General features: G+C 62.9%; 18 protein-coding genes. 11 read left to right on the top strand and 7 right to left on the bottom strand.

Annotation, left to right across the window (positions count from 1 at the left end; translation table 11 throughout):
* Positions 1 to 41: 41 nt before the first annotated feature.
* Entirely contained in the window at positions 42 to 1,280 is a 1,239-nt protein-coding gene (locus RHPLAN_RS21800) for a pilus assembly protein TadG-related protein (RefSeq protein ID WP_068021851.1), read from the bottom strand.
* Positions 1,281 to 1,635: 355 nt separating this feature from the next.
* On the opposite strand from RHPLAN_RS21800, the gene clpS reads away from it, so the two are divergent.
* From clpS to RHPLAN_RS21780, 4 genes are all read left to right on the top strand, one after another.
* Positions 1,636 to 2,094, top strand: coding sequence for an ATP-dependent Clp protease adapter ClpS (gene clpS / locus RHPLAN_RS21795; protein WP_084245321.1), 459 nt, complete (start codon positions 1,636 to 1,638; stop codon positions 2,092 to 2,094).
* Between the two features lie 92 nt (positions 2,095 to 2,186).
* Positions 2,187 to 4,637, top strand: a complete 2,451-nt coding sequence (gene clpA / locus RHPLAN_RS21790; RefSeq protein WP_068021848.1) for an ATP-dependent Clp protease ATP-binding subunit ClpA — start codon at positions 2,187 to 2,189, stop codon at positions 4,635 to 4,637.
* A 123-nt stretch (positions 4,638 to 4,760) separates the two neighbouring features.
* The gene (locus RHPLAN_RS21785) at positions 4,761 to 5,507 is read left to right on the top strand and encodes an AzlC family ABC transporter permease (protein ID WP_084245319.1); all 747 of its coding nucleotides are present in this window, start codon (positions 4,761 to 4,763) and stop codon (positions 5,505 to 5,507) included.
* Positions 5,504 to 5,851, top strand: a complete 348-nt coding sequence (locus RHPLAN_RS21780; protein ID WP_084245317.1) for an AzlD domain-containing protein — start codon at positions 5,504 to 5,506, stop codon at positions 5,849 to 5,851. The genes RHPLAN_RS21785 and RHPLAN_RS21780 overlap by 4 nt, the downstream gene beginning before the upstream one ends.
* Positions 5,852 to 5,853: 2 nt before the next feature.
* Here the strand turns inward: RHPLAN_RS21780 and RHPLAN_RS21775 are convergent, their stop codons facing one another.
* From RHPLAN_RS21775 to RHPLAN_RS21760, 4 genes are read right to left on the bottom strand one after another with little or no spacing between them, the layout of a single operon-like run.
* Entirely contained in the window at positions 5,854 to 6,279 is a 426-nt protein-coding gene (locus RHPLAN_RS21775; RefSeq protein ID WP_068031644.1) for an HIT family protein, read from the bottom strand.
* Between the two features lie 37 nt (positions 6,280 to 6,316).
* A complete protein-coding gene (locus tag RHPLAN_RS21770; protein WP_068021843.1) occupies positions 6,317 to 7,585 on the bottom strand; it encodes a GNAT family N-acetyltransferase in 1,269 nt (422 codons plus the stop codon).
* Between the two features lie 20 nt (positions 7,586 to 7,605).
* Complete coding sequence (locus RHPLAN_RS21765; protein ID WP_068021840.1) at positions 7,606 to 8,331, bottom strand: glycerophosphodiester phosphodiesterase family protein; 726 nt, start codon at positions 8,329 to 8,331, stop codon at positions 7,606 to 7,608.
* Between the two features lie 15 nt (positions 8,332 to 8,346).
* A complete protein-coding gene (locus RHPLAN_RS21760) occupies positions 8,347 to 8,814 on the bottom strand; it encodes a RidA family protein (protein ID WP_068021839.1) in 468 nt (155 codons plus the stop codon).
* Positions 8,815 to 9,111: 297 nt separating this feature from the next.
* Between RHPLAN_RS21760 and RHPLAN_RS21755 the strand changes: the two genes are divergently transcribed.
* From RHPLAN_RS21755 to RHPLAN_RS21735, 5 genes are all read left to right on the top strand, one after another.
* On the top strand, positions 9,112 to 9,999 hold the full coding sequence (locus tag RHPLAN_RS21755; RefSeq protein WP_068021838.1) for a cell envelope integrity EipB family protein: 888 nt from the start codon (positions 9,112 to 9,114) through the stop codon (positions 9,997 to 9,999).
* Between the two features lie 193 nt (positions 10,000 to 10,192).
* Positions 10,193 to 11,518 (top strand): dicarboxylate/amino acid:cation symporter, encoded by a 1,326-nt coding sequence (locus RHPLAN_RS21750; protein ID WP_068021837.1) that lies wholly within the window; start codon positions 10,193 to 10,195, stop codon positions 11,516 to 11,518.
* A 99-nt stretch (positions 11,519 to 11,617) separates the two neighbouring features.
* Complete coding sequence (locus RHPLAN_RS21745) at positions 11,618 to 12,913, top strand: dicarboxylate/amino acid:cation symporter (RefSeq protein ID WP_068021831.1); 1,296 nt, start codon at positions 11,618 to 11,620, stop codon at positions 12,911 to 12,913.
* Between the two features lie 12 nt (positions 12,914 to 12,925).
* Positions 12,926 to 13,867, top strand: a complete 942-nt coding sequence (locus RHPLAN_RS21740) for an amino acid ABC transporter substrate-binding protein (RefSeq protein ID WP_068021829.1) — start codon at positions 12,926 to 12,928, stop codon at positions 13,865 to 13,867.
* A gap of 213 nt (positions 13,868 to 14,080) precedes the next feature.
* Positions 14,081 to 15,073 (top strand): hypothetical protein, encoded by a 993-nt coding sequence (locus RHPLAN_RS21735; protein ID WP_157100401.1) that lies wholly within the window; start codon positions 14,081 to 14,083, stop codon positions 15,071 to 15,073.
* A 618-nt stretch (positions 15,074 to 15,691) separates the two neighbouring features.
* On the opposite strand, the gene RHPLAN_RS21730 is transcribed toward RHPLAN_RS21735, so the two are convergent.
* Complete coding sequence (locus RHPLAN_RS21730) at positions 15,692 to 16,951, bottom strand: DNA polymerase IV (RefSeq protein WP_068021825.1); 1,260 nt, start codon at positions 16,949 to 16,951, stop codon at positions 15,692 to 15,694.
* Positions 16,951 to 17,265: a DUF3572 domain-containing protein gene (locus RHPLAN_RS21725; RefSeq protein WP_068021824.1), complete on the bottom strand. Its 315-nt coding sequence runs from the start codon at positions 17,263 to 17,265 to the stop codon at positions 16,951 to 16,953. Before RHPLAN_RS21725 ends, RHPLAN_RS21730 begins: the two co-directional genes overlap by 1 nt.
* Positions 17,266 to 17,541: 276 nt before the next feature.
* Between RHPLAN_RS21725 and RHPLAN_RS21720 the strand changes: the two genes are divergently transcribed.
* Positions 17,542 to 17,907: a response regulator gene (locus tag RHPLAN_RS21720; RefSeq protein ID WP_068021823.1), complete on the top strand. Its 366-nt coding sequence runs from the start codon at positions 17,542 to 17,544 to the stop codon at positions 17,905 to 17,907.
* 24 nt (positions 17,908 to 17,931) lie between these two features.
* Positions 17,932 to 19,305 carry a PleD family two-component system response regulator gene (locus RHPLAN_RS21715; RefSeq protein WP_068021822.1) on the top strand — a complete coding sequence of 458 codons (1,374 nt, stop codon included), beginning with the start codon at positions 17,932 to 17,934 and terminating at the stop codon, positions 19,303 to 19,305.
* Positions 19,306 to 19,391 lie beyond the last annotated feature (86 nt).

Here is a 19,391-nt window from a genome sequence, read left to right as displayed (position 1 = left end):
CCCCGGCCATCGTGATGCGCGGCGCGGTTGGTCCGCGACGGTCACGACTGCAACTTTACCACCAGGGGGCTGAAAGGTTTCGTGCCGTAACTGTTACAATTAATCGCGAATTGGGAATTGCCAGTAAAGACAACTGTGCGCGCGATCAGTTGCGTGCAACTCGTGCTCGTCCCTGCGCCGCCGGCGAAGTTGACGTCACCGGTCGGCACATAGATCGCTCCGCCAAGATATTGCGTCGAGCCGCCATTGAACTTGAAAGTCGTGCCGGTCGGGATGTTGCGGTCGCCGAAGATCACAATGCCAGCGGTCGGCCCCGTAGGCGGCGAGGTCAAGTTGATCGCTGCATTTCCGTTGATGCTCGCGGTCGCGTAGCCGCTGCGGTTCTTGGAGGTAAAAACCAGCGTCACTTGGCTGCCGGTGATCGTCGCGCCGCCATTGGCCTGCAGCGTTCCGCCATCGAGATAATAAATCCCGGGCTGGAGTGTCAAAGTGGCGCCCGCGTTGACGCTGATCCCGCCGCAGTAAACACCGGGCGAAATGGTCTGGTTGTTCTTGACGCTCAAATTCTGCTGAGTGCAGCCGAAGAACTGCGGATAAGAGACCTTTGCGTAAGGGTCGGTGACCGCACCGATTCCGGTTCGGATGCCATCCGTGGTGGTGATGCTGGAAGCACCGGTGAGATTGCCAACGACGCCGACGGACAGGGCCGTGACTTGGGCACTCCCGCCTACGGTCATCGCCGTTGAGTTGTCGGAGTTGTCATAAAGGCTGCATCCGTTGAGCACCGTGGAGTTATTGCCTTGCACGGTGACCGAACCGCTGACGTGCGGGTCAAGCGCGAGCACGCAACCAAGGCCGTCGGCGTTCGACATGGCTTTGGTATGCGCTGCAATCTTCATGACGGAAAATCCAATGAGCCTCATGAAGCGTGTTTGGATCGATCCGTTCACCGACATGTCCACGGTGTAGCCTCCGGAGGTCGAGGAGGTGCTCACGGTCGGTTGGAGGCTTCCCACCTCCGTGTTCCGGAAATTGGCGTTGAAGTATGTGCCTGCCGTCGTCGCCAGTTGTCCGGCATCGGCATTTTGCGCGTCTTTGGCCATCAGCAATGCGGCCGCATCGAGGGCGGCCTGCATGGAGGTTCGTGCGGCGGCGGCGCGACCGAAATCAACCCCGGCACCGACGAAGCCGAACAGCGGCAGGGCGGCTATTGCAAGCAGGGGCGCAGCGCTGCCGTCGCGATTTCTCACGAATCGCCGCAGCAAGGCTGTGAAATTCATCGATGGGTAGCCCTTGTTTGGACCGCCGCATCACGGGCACGGCGGCCACCCCCGGTTCTTTGGACACGCTTTTTGCGTGTTTCGCCCATCATCCGGCCCAGGCTTTGAAATTGCCTTGGTCAAAAAGATCGAAATTTCGGCAATTTCTAAGGAGAAATGTCGGCAATTGCACAATCGTTTCCGGAACCTATCTGATGTTCGGGGTTTCTCCGCCTATCCCCCCGCTGCCGGGTTCCGCGCCCAAATGTTGCTGTGCATGGCTTGTCCGGCGCCGTCTGGCAGGGTGGCGGGGAGCGTCCTATGATGAGTTGGCAGGGCTTAAGATTTGGAATTTCGGAAAGTCGTCCGTCGCGCCATGAAAGGACTGAAAGACACCCTCGACACCCGGCCCGGTCGCGCCAGGCCCGGTCGCCTTTGGGGGCACGCAATTCGGGGGAGCGCGGGAGGCGGGCCGCGGCCGGCCGCCGCCGGCGATGACGAGAAGCGCCGGGACGACGGCTCCGAACGGGGGCCGGGAAGCCCCGGAACCGCGGTCATCACCAAGACCAAGCCGCAGACCAAACGGCCCAACCTCTATCGCGTGTTGCTCTTGAACGACGACTACACGCCGATGGATTTCGTCATCCACGTGCTCGAACGGTTCTTCAACAAGGACCGCGAGGCTGCGACGCGCGTCATGCTGCATGTGCATCATCACGGCATCGGCGAATGCGGCGTTTACACCTACGAAGTGGCAGAGACTAAAGTGACGCAGGTGATGGACTTTGCCCGCAAACACCAGCATCCTTTGCAGTGCGTCATGGAAAAAAAGTGAGCAGCCAATAGATACGGGACAACCGGACAAAACACCGACGATGGAACTAAGCCCTGGGGAGGGCGTCCAATACAAATGACAAAGGGCCTCTGATGCCGACATTCTCCCGCAGCCTCGAGCAATCGCTCCACAGGGCGCTGGCGCTCGCCAATGAACGCCATCACGAATATGCGACGCTCGAGCATCTGTTGCTTGCGCTGATCGACGATCAGGATGCCGCGGCGGTGATGCGGGCCTGCAACGTCGACCTGGACAAGCTCAAAAGAAACCTCGCTTCCTATCTGGAGTCGGAGCTGGAGAACCTGGTCACCGACGGTGGCGAGGACAGTAAGCCGACCGCTGGCTTCCAGCGTGTGATCCAGCGTGCCGTGATCCACGTGCAGTCCTCGGGCCGCGAGGAGGTCACCGGCGCCAATGTGCTGGTCGCGATCTTCGCCGAGCGCGAGAGCCATGCTGCTTACTTCCTGCAAGAGCAGGACATGACGCGCTACGACGCGGTCAACTACATCAGCCACGGCATCGCCAAGCGGCCCGGCATGTCGGAGACCCGCAACGTGCGCGGCTCCGACGAGGAGCAGGACTCCAAGGGCGGGGGCGGCGGTGAGGGCGAGCCCAAGAAGAAGGGCGACGCGCTCGATGCCTATTGCATCAACCTCAACAAGAAGGCCAAGGACGGCAAGATCGATCCGCTGATCGGCCGCGAGTCCGAGATCAATCGCACCATCCAGGTGCTCTGCCGCCGGCAGAAGAACAATCCGCTCTACGTCGGTGAAGCCGGCGTCGGCAAGACCGCGATCGCGGAAGGCCTGGCTCGCCGGATCATCCATGGCGAGGTGCCGGACGTGCTCAAGAACGCGACGGTGTTCGCGCTCGACATGGGCACGCTGCTCGCGGGCACCCGCTACCGCGGCGATTTCGAGGAGCGGCTCAAGCAGGTGATCAAGGAGATCGAGGCCTATCCGGGCGCGATCATGTTCATCGACGAGATCCACACCGTTATCGGCGCCGGCGCCACTTCGGGCGGTGCGATGGACGCATCGAACCTGCTGAAACCGGCGCTTGCCGGCGGCACGATCCGCTGTATCGGCTCGACCACCTACAAGGAATACCGCCAGTACTTCGAGAAGGACCGTGCGCTGGTGCGTCGCTTCCAGAAGATCGACGTCAACGAGCCGTCGATCCCCGACGCGATCGAGATCATGAAGGGGCTGAAGCCGTACTTCGAGGCGTTCCACAAGCTCAAGTACACCAACGACGCCATCAAGGCGGCGGTGGAGCTTTCGGCGCGCTACATCCATGATCGCAAGCTTCCGGACAAGGCGATCGACGTGATCGACGAGTCGGGCGCGGCGCAGATGCTGCTGCCGGAAAGCCGGCGCAAGAAGACCATCGGCACCAAAGAGGTGGAGACCACCATCGCGACGATGGCGCGCATCCCGCCGAAGACGGTGTCGAAGGACGATGCGGAGGTGCTCCAGCATCTCGAGCAGACGCTCAAGACCGTGGTCTACGGTCAGGACAAGGCCATCGAAGCGCTGTCCGCTTCGATCAAGCTGGCCCGCGCGGGTCTGCGCGAGCCGGAGAAGCCGATCGGCTCCTACCTGTTCTCGGGTCCCACCGGCGTCGGCAAGACCGAAGTGGCAAAGCAGCTTGCCGAAAGCCTCGGCGTGCATCTGACCCGCTTCGACATGTCGGAGTACATGGAGCGCCACACGGTCTCGCGTCTCATCGGCGCGCCGCCCGGCTATGTCGGCTTCGACCAGGGCGGGTTGCTCACCGACGCCATCGACCAGTACCCGCACAGCGTGCTGTTGCTGGACGAGATCGAGAAGGCGCATCCCGACCTGTTCAACGTGCTGCTGCAGATTATGGATCACGGCAAGCTGACCGATCACAACGGCAAGCAGGTCGACTTCCGCAACGTCATCCTGATCATGACCACGAATGCCGGCGCGGCCGACATGGCCAAGGCGGCGTTCGGTTTCACGAGACAGAAGCGGGAGGGCGAGGATACCGAGGCGATCAACCGCCTGTTCGCGCCGGAATTCCGCAACCGTCTCGATGCGACCGTCACGTTCGCGCATTTGTCGCCGGAGGTGATCGCCAAGGTGGTCGAGAAGTTCGTCCTGCAACTCGAGGCGCAACTCGCCGACCGCAACGTCACGATCGAGTTGTCCGAAGAGGCGAGCCGCTGGCTGATCGCCAACGGCTATGACGAGCTGATGGGCGCACGCCCGATGGCCCGCGTCATCCAGGAGCACATCAAGAAGGGGCTCGCCGACGAGGTGCTGTTCGGCAAGCTCAAGGGCGGCGGCCATGTTCGTGTCATCGTCGTCAAGGACGAGATCGGCAAGGACAAGCTCGGCTTCGAATTCCTCGATGGCCCGGCGACGCCGAAGCCCGAGAAAGTCCCGGAGAAGCGTGCACGCAAGCCGCGCCCGTCAGGCTCGCGGAAGAAAAAGTCCGATGGTCCGAAGGACGACGGCAGCGGCGGGCCGCGCGGCGGATCGACGGTGCCAAAGGTGCCGCTGGTCAAGGCGTAAGGCCAACCGGCCTCCATCAGAGGAAGCGATCAATCGCCGGGCTTATGCCCGGCGATTTCTTTTGATATGCGTCATGCGTAGCCCACCGTTGCGCGGCTCTGCGGCTTGTGTGACCAAGAACGCATGGCTGAACCCTTGCAGCAGGAGCCGTCTCACGAGCCCCCACGGCCGTGGCCGCGCGTGTTTGCCGAAGGTTATTTCATCGCGATCCGCTCGGTGTTCTTCTATGTGCTGGTTGGCAACTACGTCGGCTTGGGCGCTCTCGCGTTCGAGTTCGGGTTTGGCTTCTGGTGGATGGCGGCATCGACGCTGCTGGTCTGGGCCGCGCCCGCACAGGTGATCCTGATTTCGACCCTGACCACCGCGACGCTCGTCGAGGTGGCGGTTGCCGTGACGCTGACGAGTGTCCGCTTTCTGCCAATGGTCGCGGCGTTGATCCCGCTGTTCAATGCGCCAGGCCGGAGGCAACGCGACCTGATCCTGCCGATGCATGTCACCGCGATCAGCGTCTGGGTCGAGGGCATGCGGCTGTTGCCGCATCGGCCGCGCAGCGAGCGCGTGCCGTTCTATGACGGGCTGGGCTTCGGGCTGATGTCGGGCGCGATCATTGGCGGCGCCATCGGATTCTATCTGGCGGGACGGCTGCCGGTGCTGTTTGCTGCGACGCTTCTGTTCTTCACGCCGATGGCGCTGTTCATGTCGACGATGCGCAACGCCCGCGCGTTGCTCGACCGGCTGGCCTTTGCGCTCGGCCTTGTCGTTGGGCCGCTGATGGCGTGGCTCAATTTCGGCCTCGACCTGATGTGGACCGGGCTGATCGCGGGCACCATCGCCTATCTGGTCAACCGCTGGCGCGAGAGCAAAACATGAAGCTCTTGCTCAACGACGTCGGGCCATGGTTCGCGCTGCTGCTGGTGGGCTTCCTGCCGAACGAGATCTGGCGGCTCGCGGGTCTGATCCTGGTCCGCGGCCTCGACGAGAGATCGCAAGCGATCATCTGGGTGAGGGCGGTGGCGACGGCGATGCTGGCGGGCGTCCTGGCGCAGCTCATTCTTTCGACCAGCGGCGCGCTGGCGCTCATCCCGGTCGGCGTGCGGGTCGGCGCTGCCGCCATTGGCTTTGCGGCCTTCCTCATCGCGAAGCGTTCGGTGTTCGCCGGCGTGGCGGCTGGCGAACTCGCCGTGATGGCCGGGGCCTATTGGTTCGGGGTGTAGCCTCAGCCCTTCAATGCCGCAGCGAGTTTCGCTGCGTGGCCGGCCAGCACCTCGGGCTTTTCTTTCTCGCTCGCGGCAGGCTTCATCGCGACGCCGGCCTTGCGCGGAATGACGTGGACATGAAGGTGGAACACCACCTGGCCGCCGGCGCCCTCGTTGAACTGCTGGACGGTGATGCCGTCGGCGTTGAACACCGTCATCGCTGCCTTGGCGATCTTTTGTGCGACCTTGGACACTGCGGCGAGGTCGTCCGGATCGACGTCGAGCACGTTGCGGGCCGGCGATTTCGGCAACACCAGCGTATGGCCCGGTGCGCGCGGCATGATGTCGAGGAAGGCGAAGACCTTGTCGTCCTCATAAACCTTGTAGCACGGCAGTTCGTCGCGCAGGATTTTCGCGAAGATGTTCTGGGGGTCATAGCTCGGCATCGAGGTCTCCGGCGGCGTGGCGCGCATCGAAGCGCGGTCAATCTTGTTCCTGCTCCACCAAATCCTTACGGAACGGCGCCGCCGCCGCAAGCTCCTCGCCAGCCGCTTCCACATAAGCGCGCTCGCGCACGAGGTAGTCGTCGACGGCGCGGCGCAGCCCCGGATCGGCGATGTAATGGGCCGAATGGGTCGTCACTGGCATGTAGCCGCGGGCCAGCTTGTGCTCGCCCTGGGCGCCGGCCTCGACGTATTTGAGCTTGTGTAGGATGGCGTAGTCGATCGCCTGATAGTAGCAGAGTTCGAAGTGCAGAAACGGGTGGTGCTCGATCGCGCCCCAGTGCCGGCCGAACAAGGTGTGCGAGCCGCGGAAATTGATGGCGCCGGCGATGAAGCGGCCGGCGCGCTTGGCCATCATCAGCACGATGTCGTTCGCCATGCGCTCGCCGATCAGCGAATAGAACTTGCGCGTCAGATAGGGGGTGCCCCACTTGCGCGAGCCGGTCTCCATGTAGAACGCAAAGAACGCGTCCCAGACCGCCTCGGTGAGATCGCTGCCGGTCAGCCACTCTACGGTGATGCCGGGCGCGAGCGCGTCGCGCCGCTCGCGCCGGATGGTCTTGCGCTTGCGCGCCGACAGCGCCTCGAGGAAGCCGTCGAAGGTGTCGTAGCCGCCGTTCTCCCAGTGGAATTGCTGGTCGGTGCGATGCAGGAACTTGTGCTCGCTCAGGAACGTCGATTCGGCCTCGGGCAGGAAGGTGAGATGCACCGACGACGCCCGATGGCGGCGGCACAGTTCGATGAGCCCGGCGGTTAGGCCTTCGCGGATACGCTCCGAATCGGGTGACGGACGCACCAGCAGCCGCCGTCCGGTTGCAGGCGTGAACGGCACCGACACCTGGAGTTTGGGGTAGTAGCTGCCGCCGGCGCGCTCATAGGCCTCGGCCCAGCCACGGTCGAAAACGTATTCACCGCGCGAATGCGATTTCAGATAGCAGGGCACGACGCCCAGGACGCTGCCGTCAGGGGCGTCGGCAACGAGATGCTGCGGCTGCCAGCCGGTGCGGGCGACGGCCGAGCTCGAGTCCTCGAGGGAGGATAAAAATTCGTACGAGATGAAAGGGTTGTATGGAGACTCCGAAGTGAATTCACCGGAAATGCTGCGCACCTCAGAAACCGGTTGAGCAGCATGAACCGTGCTCACACGGGGATTGGCGCAGTCATTCCAGGCGTCGGCGTCGATCTCTTTGATCGCCGGCACGGCGCGTAACGTCAGTTCGGCGGGGGAGGTGGCGCTTCGAGCGGACATGGGAGGAACCTGCCTTCCAATTATGGCCGAAAGCCCTCAAAAATCATCTGGTCGGCGTGCTGAATGGCTGCGTTGCGCTGCTCGGGCGTGCGCACCGTCCAGGTCAGCACCGGCCGGCGGAGCAGGGAGCGTACCGCGCGCGGCGGCCGCGTCGTCAGGTCCTGAACCCGGTAGGCCAGGAACTGCGGACAGGCGCGGAGCACAGCCCGGGCGTAGCCTAGCCTGGACATGGCGCGGCCCGGATCGTCGGTCTCGCGCTTCTGAGCCACCAGGCCTCGCGGTAGCCTGGGCGCCAGCCTGCGGGTCGCCGCGATCTGCACAGGATCGAACGACATCGCGGCGGCCGCCCCTGAATAGCCGTTGAGCACCGCGGCGGTCCGCGCGGCGATCCGCTCGTCGCCGTCGAAGCGGCTTTTCAACTCGACCAGCATCGGCACGCGGCCGGCGACCAGATCGCAAAGCTCGCCCAGTGTCAGCATCCGGTCGCTTGTCGCGAAGAATTCGATGGCTTTCAGATCTGCGGCGCTGCGCTCGTCGAGCCGGCTGTTGCCGCGGGTGAGCCGGCCGAGGATGAAGTCGTGATGCACCATGGCTTCGCCATCGGCGCTGATCTGCACGTCGCATTCGATGCCGTAGCCACCCGCGATCGCGGCGCGGAATGCAGACGGCGTATTCTCGATGATGCCCGCGGCGCTGTCATGCAGGCCGCGGTGGGCGTAGGGCTGCGCGGTGAGCCAGCCGGCCATCGCGCGGCCGCCCGCTCACGCCGCTTCGAAGGCGGCTTCCACCTCGACAGCGGCGTCGAGTGGCAGCGCTGCGACGCCGACGGTGGTGCGGGCGTGGCGGCCTTTGTCACCGAACACCGCGACCATCAGGTCGGACGCCCCGTTCATCACCTTCGGCCCGTCGGGAAAACCGGGCGCCGAGTTGATGAAGCCGCCGAGCCGCACCACGCGGGCGATCTTGTCGAGGTCGCCGAGCGCGGCCTTGAGCTGGGCGAGGACGTTGATGGCGCAGGCACGGGCAGCCTTGATGCCGTCGTCGATCGAGACGCCACCGCCGAGCTGGCCCTTGGCGACGAGCTTGCCTTCGGCGTCCAGGCAGAGCTGGCCGGAAACCACCATGAAGTTGCCGGTGCGCACGAAGGGCACGTAATTGGCGACCGGCGCCACCGGCTCGGGCAGAACGATGCCGAGTTCTGCGAGCCTCTTTTCAACGGTACCGGCCATGGGGTTCTCCTCCGCGGTTCGCCAGAATCATCTACAAGATCACGAACATTTGGATGCCTAAAAGCGCGGCAACAAGCCTGTGCCCCGGTTAACAGCCCCAAACGCCCATCAATTTGCCGCCTTTGTCATCGCCGATCAGGATAAGCCTTGCAAGCGGGCCCGGGGACCACTGTTGCGGCGAATTGTGACGAGCCGTATTTTGCGGGCAAGGCGACAAAGCGCTTTTCACGCGCGTCTTCGACGCGCTCACAAGCGCGTTAACGCGCGTCTAAGACGCGCTATGGGAGATTTTTCGCGATGCCAATGCACAAAGCGCCCATCCGCCTGACGGTTGCCGGTGCATTGTTGGTTGCCCTGAGCTCCGTGGTGTGGCCCGCGGCTTCTGCCGCGGCGCAGACCACGACCTCACCGATTGCACTCGCATCGCATCGCGCGGTCTACGACCTGAAGCTTCAGAGCACCCGTGGCAAGCGCTCGATGAGCGCGGTGCGCGGACGCATCCTCTACGACTTCAGCGGCAACTCCTGCGAGGGTTATGCGCTGCAGTTCCGCCAGGTTTCGGAGCTCGACAGCGGTGAGGGCAAGGTCGCGGTTTCGGACCTTCGCGCCACGTCCTGGGAGGACGGCGACGGCAAGCGGTTGCGCTTCCACTCGCAGAACTATTTCGACGACAACCTGCGCGACAAGGTCGACGGCCAGGCCGACCGCGAGAAGGACGGGCTTGCGGTACAGCTCACCGAGCCTGACGAGAAGAAGATCGACCTGAAGGCCGACCTTGCGTTCCCGACTGAACATGTCCGCCGCATCATTGCCGCGGCCCGCGAAGGTAAGACGTTGCTCCAGGTCTCGGTCTACGACGGCTCCGACACCGGCGAGAAGGTCTACGATACGCTGACCGTGATCGGAAAGCCGATCGCACCCGACGCGGCCAAACCGGACGACGCCACGGCCAAGGAGGCGGTGCTGGCCAACATGACGCGCTGGCCGGTGACCATCAGCTATTTCGACCGCGCCGCGAAGGATAAGGACGGCGAGCAGACGCCGGTCTATGCCATCACATTCGAGCTCTACGAGAATGGCGTGTCGCGCGCGCTCCTGCTCGACTACGGCGATTTCGTGCTGACCGGTGAGATGACTTCGCTGGAACTGCACGACAAGGACGCCGCCGGCAAATCCTGCAAGTAAGCAGGCACGCCAAGGTTTGACGTCACAGCCCGCAGGGGCGGGCTTGTTCGGCGGCTCGGCAGGTCCATCGGAATTCCTAAGGTTGTCCGGCTGGCCCTGACAGGGTGCGGGCGGCTGTTGCACAGTTTGTCGGCATAGTCTTTGCTTCGATCCAGGGTTGCCGGATGTCTTTCCTGGTCCTGGGAGAAACTCCATGTCGACCGCCGCCCTTGCACCATCCGTCCCGGTCGCGTCCAGGCCGGTCTACAAGTCGTTATTTTTCCAGGTTGTGGTCGCGCTTGTTCTGGGGATCGCGCTCGGCATGACCGTGCCGGATTTTGCGATCGGCCTGAAGATTTTGAGCGACGCCTTCCTGAAGCTGATCTCGATGATCGTGGCGCCGATCGTCTTCTGTGTCGTGGTTCACGGCATCGCCGGAGCGGGCGATCTCAAGAAGGTCGGGCGGGTCGGCGTCAAGGCGCTGGTCTATTTCGAGGTGATGACCACGGTCGCGCTCGCGATCGGAATCGTGCTCGCTTATGTGTTCGGTCCTGGGCACGGGATGAACATCAATCCCTCCACCCTCGATCCGAAGTCGCTGAGCACCTACGCCGACAACGCCCACAAGCTTCAGGGCGGCGGCATCGGCAGCTTCCTGATGAACGTAATCCCCACCACGTCAATCGATGCGCTGGCGCGCAACGACGTGCTGCAAGTGCTGTTCTTCGCCATTCTGTTCGGCGTCGCGCTCGCGCTGGTGGGCGGCGAGAAGGGCGAGAAGGTGACTGCACTGATCGACGCAGTTGCGACCGTCCTGTTCAAGGCGATGGGGCTGATCGTGCGGGTGGCGCCGCTCGGCGTGCTTGGGGCGGTGGCTTACACGGTTGGGCGTTATGGTGTCGGCTCGTTGAAGCAACTCGTTTCGCTCGTGGTGCTGTTCTACGTCGCCGTCGCGCTCTTCGTGCTGGTGGTGCTGGGCCTGGTGATGCGGCTCGCCGGCCTGAATATTCTCAAGTTCCTCGCCTACCTGCGCGAAGAGCTGACCATCGTGCTTGCGACCGCTTCGTCGGATGCGGTGCTGCCGCAGATCATGCGCAAGCTGGAGCGGATGGGCGTCAAGGATTCCGTGGTCGGATTGGTGGTGCCGACCGGCTATTCGTTCAATCTCGACGCGTTCTCGATCTATCTGACGCTGGCCGTGGTCTTCATCGCGCAGGCGACTAACACGCCGCTGTCATTCGGCGATCTCCTGCTGGTGCTCGGCGTCTCGCTCGTCACCTCGAAGGGCGCTCACGGCGTGCCGGGCTCGGCCATCGTCATTCTGGCGGCAACGCTCAATGCCGTGCCGAGCATCCCGGCCATCGGCCTTGTGCTGGTGCTGTCGGTCGACTGGTTCATCGGCATGGCGCGCGCGCTCGGCAATCTCATCGGCAACTGCGTTGCCACCGTGGTGATCGCCGCCTGGGAAAAGGACCTAGATCACGCTAAGGCGGAGCGGGTTCTCGACGGCACCGAACAGGTGGACGTCGCGGCGGGCTAAGAGCCGGTCGCATCGCATCCATGTCAGGCGTGGCCGGGCTATGGTCGGTAAAAACCGGCGTGTAACCTGAAACAGCCGACCGCATTGGGGAGCGAAAAAATGTCCAACAGGTTCACGCAATACATCCTGATCGCGATGGTGCTCGGCATCGCGATGGGGACATTGATCTTCAACTATCTTCCCGACAGCCGGGCGGAAATCGCAGCCGACGTCAATCTGATCGCCATGCTGTTCCTGCGATTGATCAAGATGATCATCGCGCCGCTGGTGTTTGCGACGTTGGTCGGCGGCATCGCACATATGGGCGGCGGCTCGAAGCTCGGTCGGATTTTCGCAAAGACCATGGGCTGGTTCGTCAGTGCCTCGTTCGTGTCGCTGCTGCTAGGCCTTCTGATGGTCAATCTCCTGCAGCCCGGGGCGAATTTCCCAGGTGCGTTGCCCGACAAGGCGCAGGCGACTGGACTCCCGACGTCGGCGTTCTCGCTCGAAAAGTTTCTCATTCACTTGATCCCGACGTCGATCGCAGACGCCATGGCGCAGAACGAGATTCTGCAGATCGTCATCTTCGCCATTTTCTTCTCTGTAGCGCTTGGCGCGCTGCCGGAGCGCACCAAGCCGATGCTGGCACTGATCGACGACCTTGGTCACGTCATGCTGAAGGTGACGAGCTACGTCATGTTGTTCGCGCCGCTCGCGGTTTGGGCCGCGATCACGGCGACCGTCGCCAAGAACGGCCTTGGCGTGCTGTGGAAGCTCGTCGTGTTCATGGGCGGATTCTATCTCTCGCTGCTGATCCTGTGGCTCATTCTGGTCGTCGTGGGTTTCATCGCCATTGGGCCACGTTACAGCCATCTACTGCGACTCATCCGCGAGCCGTTGATGATCGCGTTCTCGACCGCAAGCTCGGAGGCGGCCTATCCCAAGACCCTGGAGGGCTTGAACCGCTTCGGCGCATCGTCGCGGATATCGAGCTTCGTGTTGCCGCTGGGCTACTCGTTCAATCTCGATGGCACGATGATGTACTGCACGTTCGCGGCCGTGTTCATAGCGCAGACCTATCACATCGACATGCCGCTCGGCACGCAGCTCGCGATGCTCGCAACCTTGATGATCACCTCGAAGGGCGTTGCCGGCGTGCCACGCGCGTCGCTTGTGGTCATCGCCTCGACCTTGAGTCAGTTCGGGATCCCGGAGGCGGGCCTGTTGATGATCATGGGCATCGACACGTTTCTCGACATGGGCCGCAGCGCGACCAACGTGATCGGCAATTCGCTTGCGACCGCGGTGGTGGCGAAATGGGAGGGCGAGCTCGCGGCAGAGCATGCGCTCGGGCCTGACGACGTGGTGCCGCCGGACCTGATCGCTGGAGAAGTTCCCGCCGCCGCCGGCCATTGACAGGAGAGGGACATGGGCCAGTCTCTCAGGCGTCCGTGGCGGATCGCCGGTGCGATCTTGGCAGGGGTGTTGACTTGTCTGGTGCTGGCAACATCCGCGCTGGCCCAGACTTATGGCGGAGAGGGCCTGAGCCCGACGCTTGCCAACATCAAGAAGACGCATGCGGTGCGGCTCGGTTACCGCGAAAGCTCGCCGCCGTTTTCGTTCCTCGATCAGGCCGATCGACCGATCGGCTACAGTCTCGAACTCTGCGCAGCGATCGTCGACGAGATCGGCGCAGCGGTCGATGAGGCTGATCTGAAGATCGAGTACGTCAAGGTCACCCCGGACAACCGTATGGCCGCGGTGCTGCAAAACCAGATCGACCTGGAATGCGGCTCGACCACCGCCAATGCTGAGCGCTCACGGCAGGTGGCGTTCTCGCCGCTGATCTTTGTGGCCGGCACCAAGCTGATGGTGCCCAAGGCTTCGAATGTCTCGGCGGTCACAGACCTTGCGGGCAAGACCGTCGTGGTGACCAAGGGCACGACCAACGAACAGGCGGTGTATTCCGTCGACAAGAAGTTCGCCCTTGGCCTCAAGATCGTGCTCTCGCCGGATCACGAGCGGTCGTACCAGATGCTGGCCGACAAGACGGCGGACGCCTTTGCGACCGACGATATCCTGCTCTACGGCCTGATCGCCCGTCACAAGTCGCAGGACCGGTTTCGGGTGGTCGGCGACTATCTGTCCTACGATCCTTACGGCATCATGTTCCGCAATGGTGAGCCGCAACTCTCAGCGATCGTGGAGCGCACCCTTCGCAAGCTCGCCACCAATCGTGATCTGATCCCGCTGTACAATAAGTGGTTCCTGTCGCGCCTGCCGACCGGCGAGAAGCTTAGCGTCGCGATCTCACCGCAGCTGGAAGAGAGCTTCAAGGTGCTGGACGACGGGCAGGGCGCGGCGAATTAGCTCGCAGGCGTAGGCCTCACCTCAGCAGCAGAATCTCGGTGCGCGCGTCCACTTCAGTTCCGGGCATGTGGTAAAAAACCAGACACATCGACCTAGGGTACCACAATGGCAATAATTCAGCGTGCGCGCTCATCTAGCGGCAGTTGCCTTCGTGTTTCGCTCGCCCTTCTTATCCTGAGTTGCGGATACCACTTTGCGGGGTGGGCCACCCCGTTGCGTGCGCAGGCATCGCAGGACACTTTCATTTTAGACTTCGCATTGCACGCGCCGGGTTATGAAGATTCCGCTGATGTAGGCCGGCATGCGGCTTTCTCGATTGTTCTTGGAAAACTTATGGAAAGGGCGCTGGCGGAAAGCGGCTCGAAAGCATGCAAGCTGACCACGGGAGCACGGTTCCCGGATTTACGATTGATTTTTTCGGCAATTGGAACGCCTGATTCGGCGCCTTTTCGAGCATGTCTTGACCGGGTTTGGAATATTGTCGTCCGTAACACCTTCGAGCGCACTGCATTCGAAGAAATTGCCGAAAAAACGTCTGAGCAATTCAAGCCCAATCTTATGAAGTCGGGTGACCTAACGCGACCTGACCTCAAGTTTACCCGACTTCGCATTGTAGGATTTGCAGCTCTTACAGCTTTGTACAACGGCGACCCAATTCTAGAGCCACTCCTCCAAATCGATGCGCAATTGCGCATGGCTGCACAAAACTTCGATGGATTTGTAAGATGGTTGGACGCCCAGCGCGGGAGCGCCGATCTGGGATACGTTCCGCTTCTTCCAAGCACCAGTCAGCAGCTCGAAGCCTGGCACACCAAGACGGCGAAGCCTTCGACGCGACCAAATCTGCCGCGCACGAACACTCGCTTGGCGGAAATTCGCCTGCAAGCACCCGCGATGCATGGAAAGACCACGGCGCTGGTGCTTTGTAACAGCCTCCAGGTTGATCGTTGCGAACGGCAATTCGGTCGTGCGTTTTGCGTAAAACCTATCAATCGGCACGTGGAAGCGGACAGTGTCGCCCGGGCCTTTGAATTGGGTTGTCTGCCGATCGGCGTTCTTGGCCTGTCGGGTTGGATTGCCATTGAGACAAAAGACGATGCCGACTTGGATTGGTTTGTAGCCGAACTGGCGGCGGGACGAATGGCTTCTCCTGAAATTGAGTCACCAGCGATCTACAATGTGCTTCTGGTCAAATCTGTTCAGTGAAAAAAGCAAAATCGGAAGGACGAAATGGGGAGCAATATCACATACACGCTCAGTACAAGAATCGATCATATTTGTACTTGAATAATTCTTGCATCTAGTGTAACAGTCATCTCGCCTTGCTGCGTCGAGGGTGTCGTCGATCGCGACGCCCGGTGACGGAGCGAGGTGCGGCTGCCAACAACGCGGACCGCGAATGGAGCGCCAGGAGGCGTCGGGCTCTTCGCACGGGCCCGCGCGCCCCGGGACCCCCACCGCCCTCAAAGCATTGGGTCCCGGAAGCTTGGCGCGCAGGCTGGCCGATCGCAAGGCTGGCCTGACGGAGCCTCGCAAGCTCCGTGGCGCCTCCCGGCGCTCCATTCTTCTCTCCTATGGGAGAGGAGACGGAAAACAGGGAGACGGGCGCACCGGGCGTCCGAAAACAAAACCCCGGAACAGCGAAGCGTTGGCTAACAGCAGCCGCAGCACAATCGGCGGCAATCGTAAGGTGATCGAGTGATGTCGGCCTTGAGACTTCGACGACTTGAAGACGATGTCCGCTGTGCGGTCGCGATGGGGCGTAAAGCGGGACATGCTGATTCATGGGTGCAAAGCCTCGCGCCCGGACCGCGATTTTGCGATCTACTCCTTCTCGTCCAGCGCCAAGCCCTTCACCACGGCCTCGTGGCCGAATTTGCCGCGGACGCGGTCCATGGCGCGCTCGACGTTGGCGCGGCGTTCGGCTCCGCGATCGATCAGGTCGGCCGGATCGGCGGCCTCGGCATCGTCGAGCGCGCTGACGCCGACACCGAGCAGGCGATAGCGCGTGCCGTTGATCTCGCGGACCAGCAGTTCGCGGCTCGCCGCAAAGATCTTGTCGGCCAATTGCGTGGGGCGCTCCAGGGAGCGTGCCCGGGTGAGAATGCGGAAGTCGGCGGTCTTGAGCTTCAACGTCACGGTCGAGCCGCAGAGGCGCTTCTCCTTGAGCCGCTCCGAAACCTCCTCGGCCGCGGCCCAGAGCCGCCTCTCCAGCGGCCGGAACGAGGCGATGTCGCGGTCGAACGTGTTCTCGGCCGAGACGCTCTTGCGCTCGCGGATCGGATCGACTTCGCGGCTGTCGATGCCGCGGGCGAGCCGCCACAACCGCTGACCTTCCGCGCCGTAGCGGCGCATCAGGTCGTGCTCGTCGGCGCGCTGCAGGTCCGAAATCTTGTGGAAGCCGTCCTTGGCGAAGCGCTGCGCCGCGACCTTGCCGACCCCGAAGATGATCGCCACCGGCTTGTCGGCGAGAAAGCGGGCGGCCTCGGCCTTGCCGATCACGGCAAAGCCGCGCGGCTTGTCGAGATCGGAGGCGATCTTGGCCAGGAATTTGTTGGCGGCAAGCCCGATCGACACCGAGATGCCGAGCTCCTTCTCGACCTTGGCCGAGAAGCGGGCGAGCGCCTTCGCGGCGCTCATGCCATGCAGGCGCTGCGTGCCGGCCAGGTCCATGAACGCCTCGTCGATCGAGATCGCCTCGACCTGCGGGGTGAGATCGAGCATCAGCGCGCGAACCTGCCGGCTGACGCCGGCGTATTTGTCCATGTTCGGGCGGACCACCGCCGCGTGCGGGCAAAGCCGCTTGGCCTCGAACATCGGCATGGCCGAGCGCACGCCGAAGGTGCGGGCGATGTAGCAGGCGGTCGACACCACGCCGCGCTTGCCGCCGCCGACGATCAGCGGCTTGTCGGCAAGCGATGGGTCATCCCGCTTCTCGATGGTGGCGTAGAATGCGTCGCAATCGACGTGGCAGATGGTGAGCGTGTCGAGTTCGTCGTGACGGATGACGCGGGGCGAGAAGCAGTGCGGGCAGCGGCCGGCAGAGCCTGCGTCGTTCAGGCAGTCCCGGCAGAACGCGCCCATCAGGGCACGTCCCGTTCCCACACGCCTCCGAATGCTACGCGGGCGCGTTGGAGTTCGGCCGGATTGATGTCCTCGTGCTTGGCGAAGGCGACAAGCAGGGCTTCGTCGCTGAGAAAATAGTCGAGCACGCCGGAGAGGAACTCGGGATCGCCGGCCGCGGTGCGGATCTGGTCCGGGCCGATGCCGGTGGCGGCCAGGAACCCGCCCAGCGCTTCAGGCTCGGCGGCGAGGTAGGTGAGGGCCGAGATCGCCAGGGCTTCGGCCGCCTCGCGCCGTGCCGTGTCCTTTTTATCGAGGGAAACTTTGCTTTTCATGGTGGTGCAATGGCCGACAGTTGCTGGCGATTCCAGGCGAGTCGGCGCTCGACCCAGATTAGCAGCGTTACCGGCCCAAACCCAGCCAGTGTTAACGATTGAGGCTGTGGGAACATCAGGAAATTCGCTGTCTCTTGGTCGCACTTGCGGGCTCTTGTTTGCGTTTCCGTAACGAATCCTCACTAGGTTTTAATCATAGTGGCGGGCGTGTGCGGGTGGCGCAGCGCCCAACGGGCGTTGCGGGCAGTAAGCTCGCGGCGAAGGAAGGCGGGCGGAATGTCCAAGACCGTCATGATCGTGGAAGACAACGAGCTCAACATGAAGCTCTTCCACGACCTGCTTGAGGCGCACGGCTACCAGATCGTCGGCACGCGCAACGGCATCGAGGCGCTTGACCTCGCCCGCAAGCACCGTCCCGACCTGGTGCTGATGGACATCCAGCTGCCCGAGGTCTCCGGCCTCGAGGTCACCAAGTGGCTGAAGGACGATCCCGAGCTCAAGAGCATTCCGGTGGTGGCCGTTACGGCCTTCGCCATGAAGGGCGACGAAGAGCGCATTCGCCAGGGGGGCTGCGAAGCGTATCTCTCCAAACCGATCTCGGTCGGCAAGTTCATCGAGACCATCCGTCATTTTCTGGGCTGACGCGCCCCGAAGGAGTTTTCGTCTGTGACTGCCCGCGTACTCGTTGTCGACGACGTTCCCGCCAACGTGAAGCTTTTGGAAGCCCGTTTGTCGGCGGAATATTTTGACGTCGTGACCGCAATGAACGGCACGGAGGCGCTGGCGATCTGCGACAAGGCGGAATGCGACATCGTCCTGCTCGACGTCATGATGCCGGACATGGACGGTTTCGAGGTCTGCCGGCGGATCAAGGCCAACAAAAAGACCCATCACATTCCAGTGGTGATGGTCACAGCGCTCGACTCGCCGTCGGATCGCGTCAAAGGGCTGTCCGCCGGCGCCGACGATTTCCTGACCAAGCCGGTGTCGGATGTGGCGCTGATCGCGCGGGTGCGCTCGCTGTCGCGGTTGAAGCTGATGACCGATGAACTGCGGATGCGCGCGCTGACCTCGCGCGAAATCGGCATCCAGGACCCGGATCATCAGGCTTTGGCCGAGGCGGGCCAATTCGGACGCGTTCTGATCATCGACGACCGGCGTTCGACCGCCGAGCGGCTGCAGACCATGTTGTCGAGCAAGCAGAAGGCCGAGATCGAGACCAATCCGAGCGAGGCGGTGTTCCACGCCGCCGAGGGCAATTTCGAGCTCCTGATCGTGTCGCTGGCGCTGGAAAACTACGACGCTTTGCGGCTGTGCAGCCAGCTCCGCTCGCTCGAGCGCACCCGCAACGTGCCGGTGCTCGCGATCTGCGACAGCGAGGACAATGCCCGGATGATCCGCGGGCTCGAGATCGGCGTGAATGACTATCTGATGCGGCCGGTCGACGCCAACGAATTGCACGCCCGCGCCCGCACCCAGATCCGCAAGAAGCGTTACGCCGACCGGCTGCGCGACAATGTCCAGCAGTCGATCGAGATGGCGATCACCGACGGGCTCACCGGCCTCTACAATCGCCGCTACATGGAAAGCCATCTCGGCTCGCTGTTGGAGCAGGCGGGCGCGCGTGGCAAGCCGCTCACCATCATGGTGCTCGATATCGACTTCTTCAAATCGATCAACGACACCTATGGTCACGACGCCGGCGACGACGTGCTGCGCGAGTTCGCGGTTCGCATCCGCAAGTCGATCCGCGGCATCGATCTCGCCTGCCGGCTCGGCGGCGAGGAGTTCGTGATCGTGATGCCGGAAACCGACATGGCGGTGGCGACGATCGTCGCCGAGCGGCTGCGTCGTCGCATCGCGTCCGAGGCTTTCAACATCACGCAGGGCGCCAAAGCGATCGACGTGACGATCTCGATCGGGATTGCGACGCTCGATACCGCCGACGATACCCCGTCGACCATTCTCAAGCGCGCCGATCAGGCGCTGTATCGCGCCAAGCGCGATGGCCGGAACCGCGTCGTCGCCGACGCGGCCTGAAATTACCCAAGCTTCGGCGAGGCCGGTCTCGTCTGCGCGCATCGCGCGCAGAACTCCGTGACGTTAGTTTTAACGGCAGAAGGGCG

This window comes from Rhodoplanes sp. Z2-YC6860, from assembly GCF_001579845.1.
GTDB lineage: Bacteria > Pseudomonadota > Alphaproteobacteria > Rhizobiales > Xanthobacteraceae > Z2-YC6860.
The sequence above is the reverse complement of the archived record's forward strand: the minus strand, read 5'-3'. Positions and strand labels throughout refer to the sequence as shown.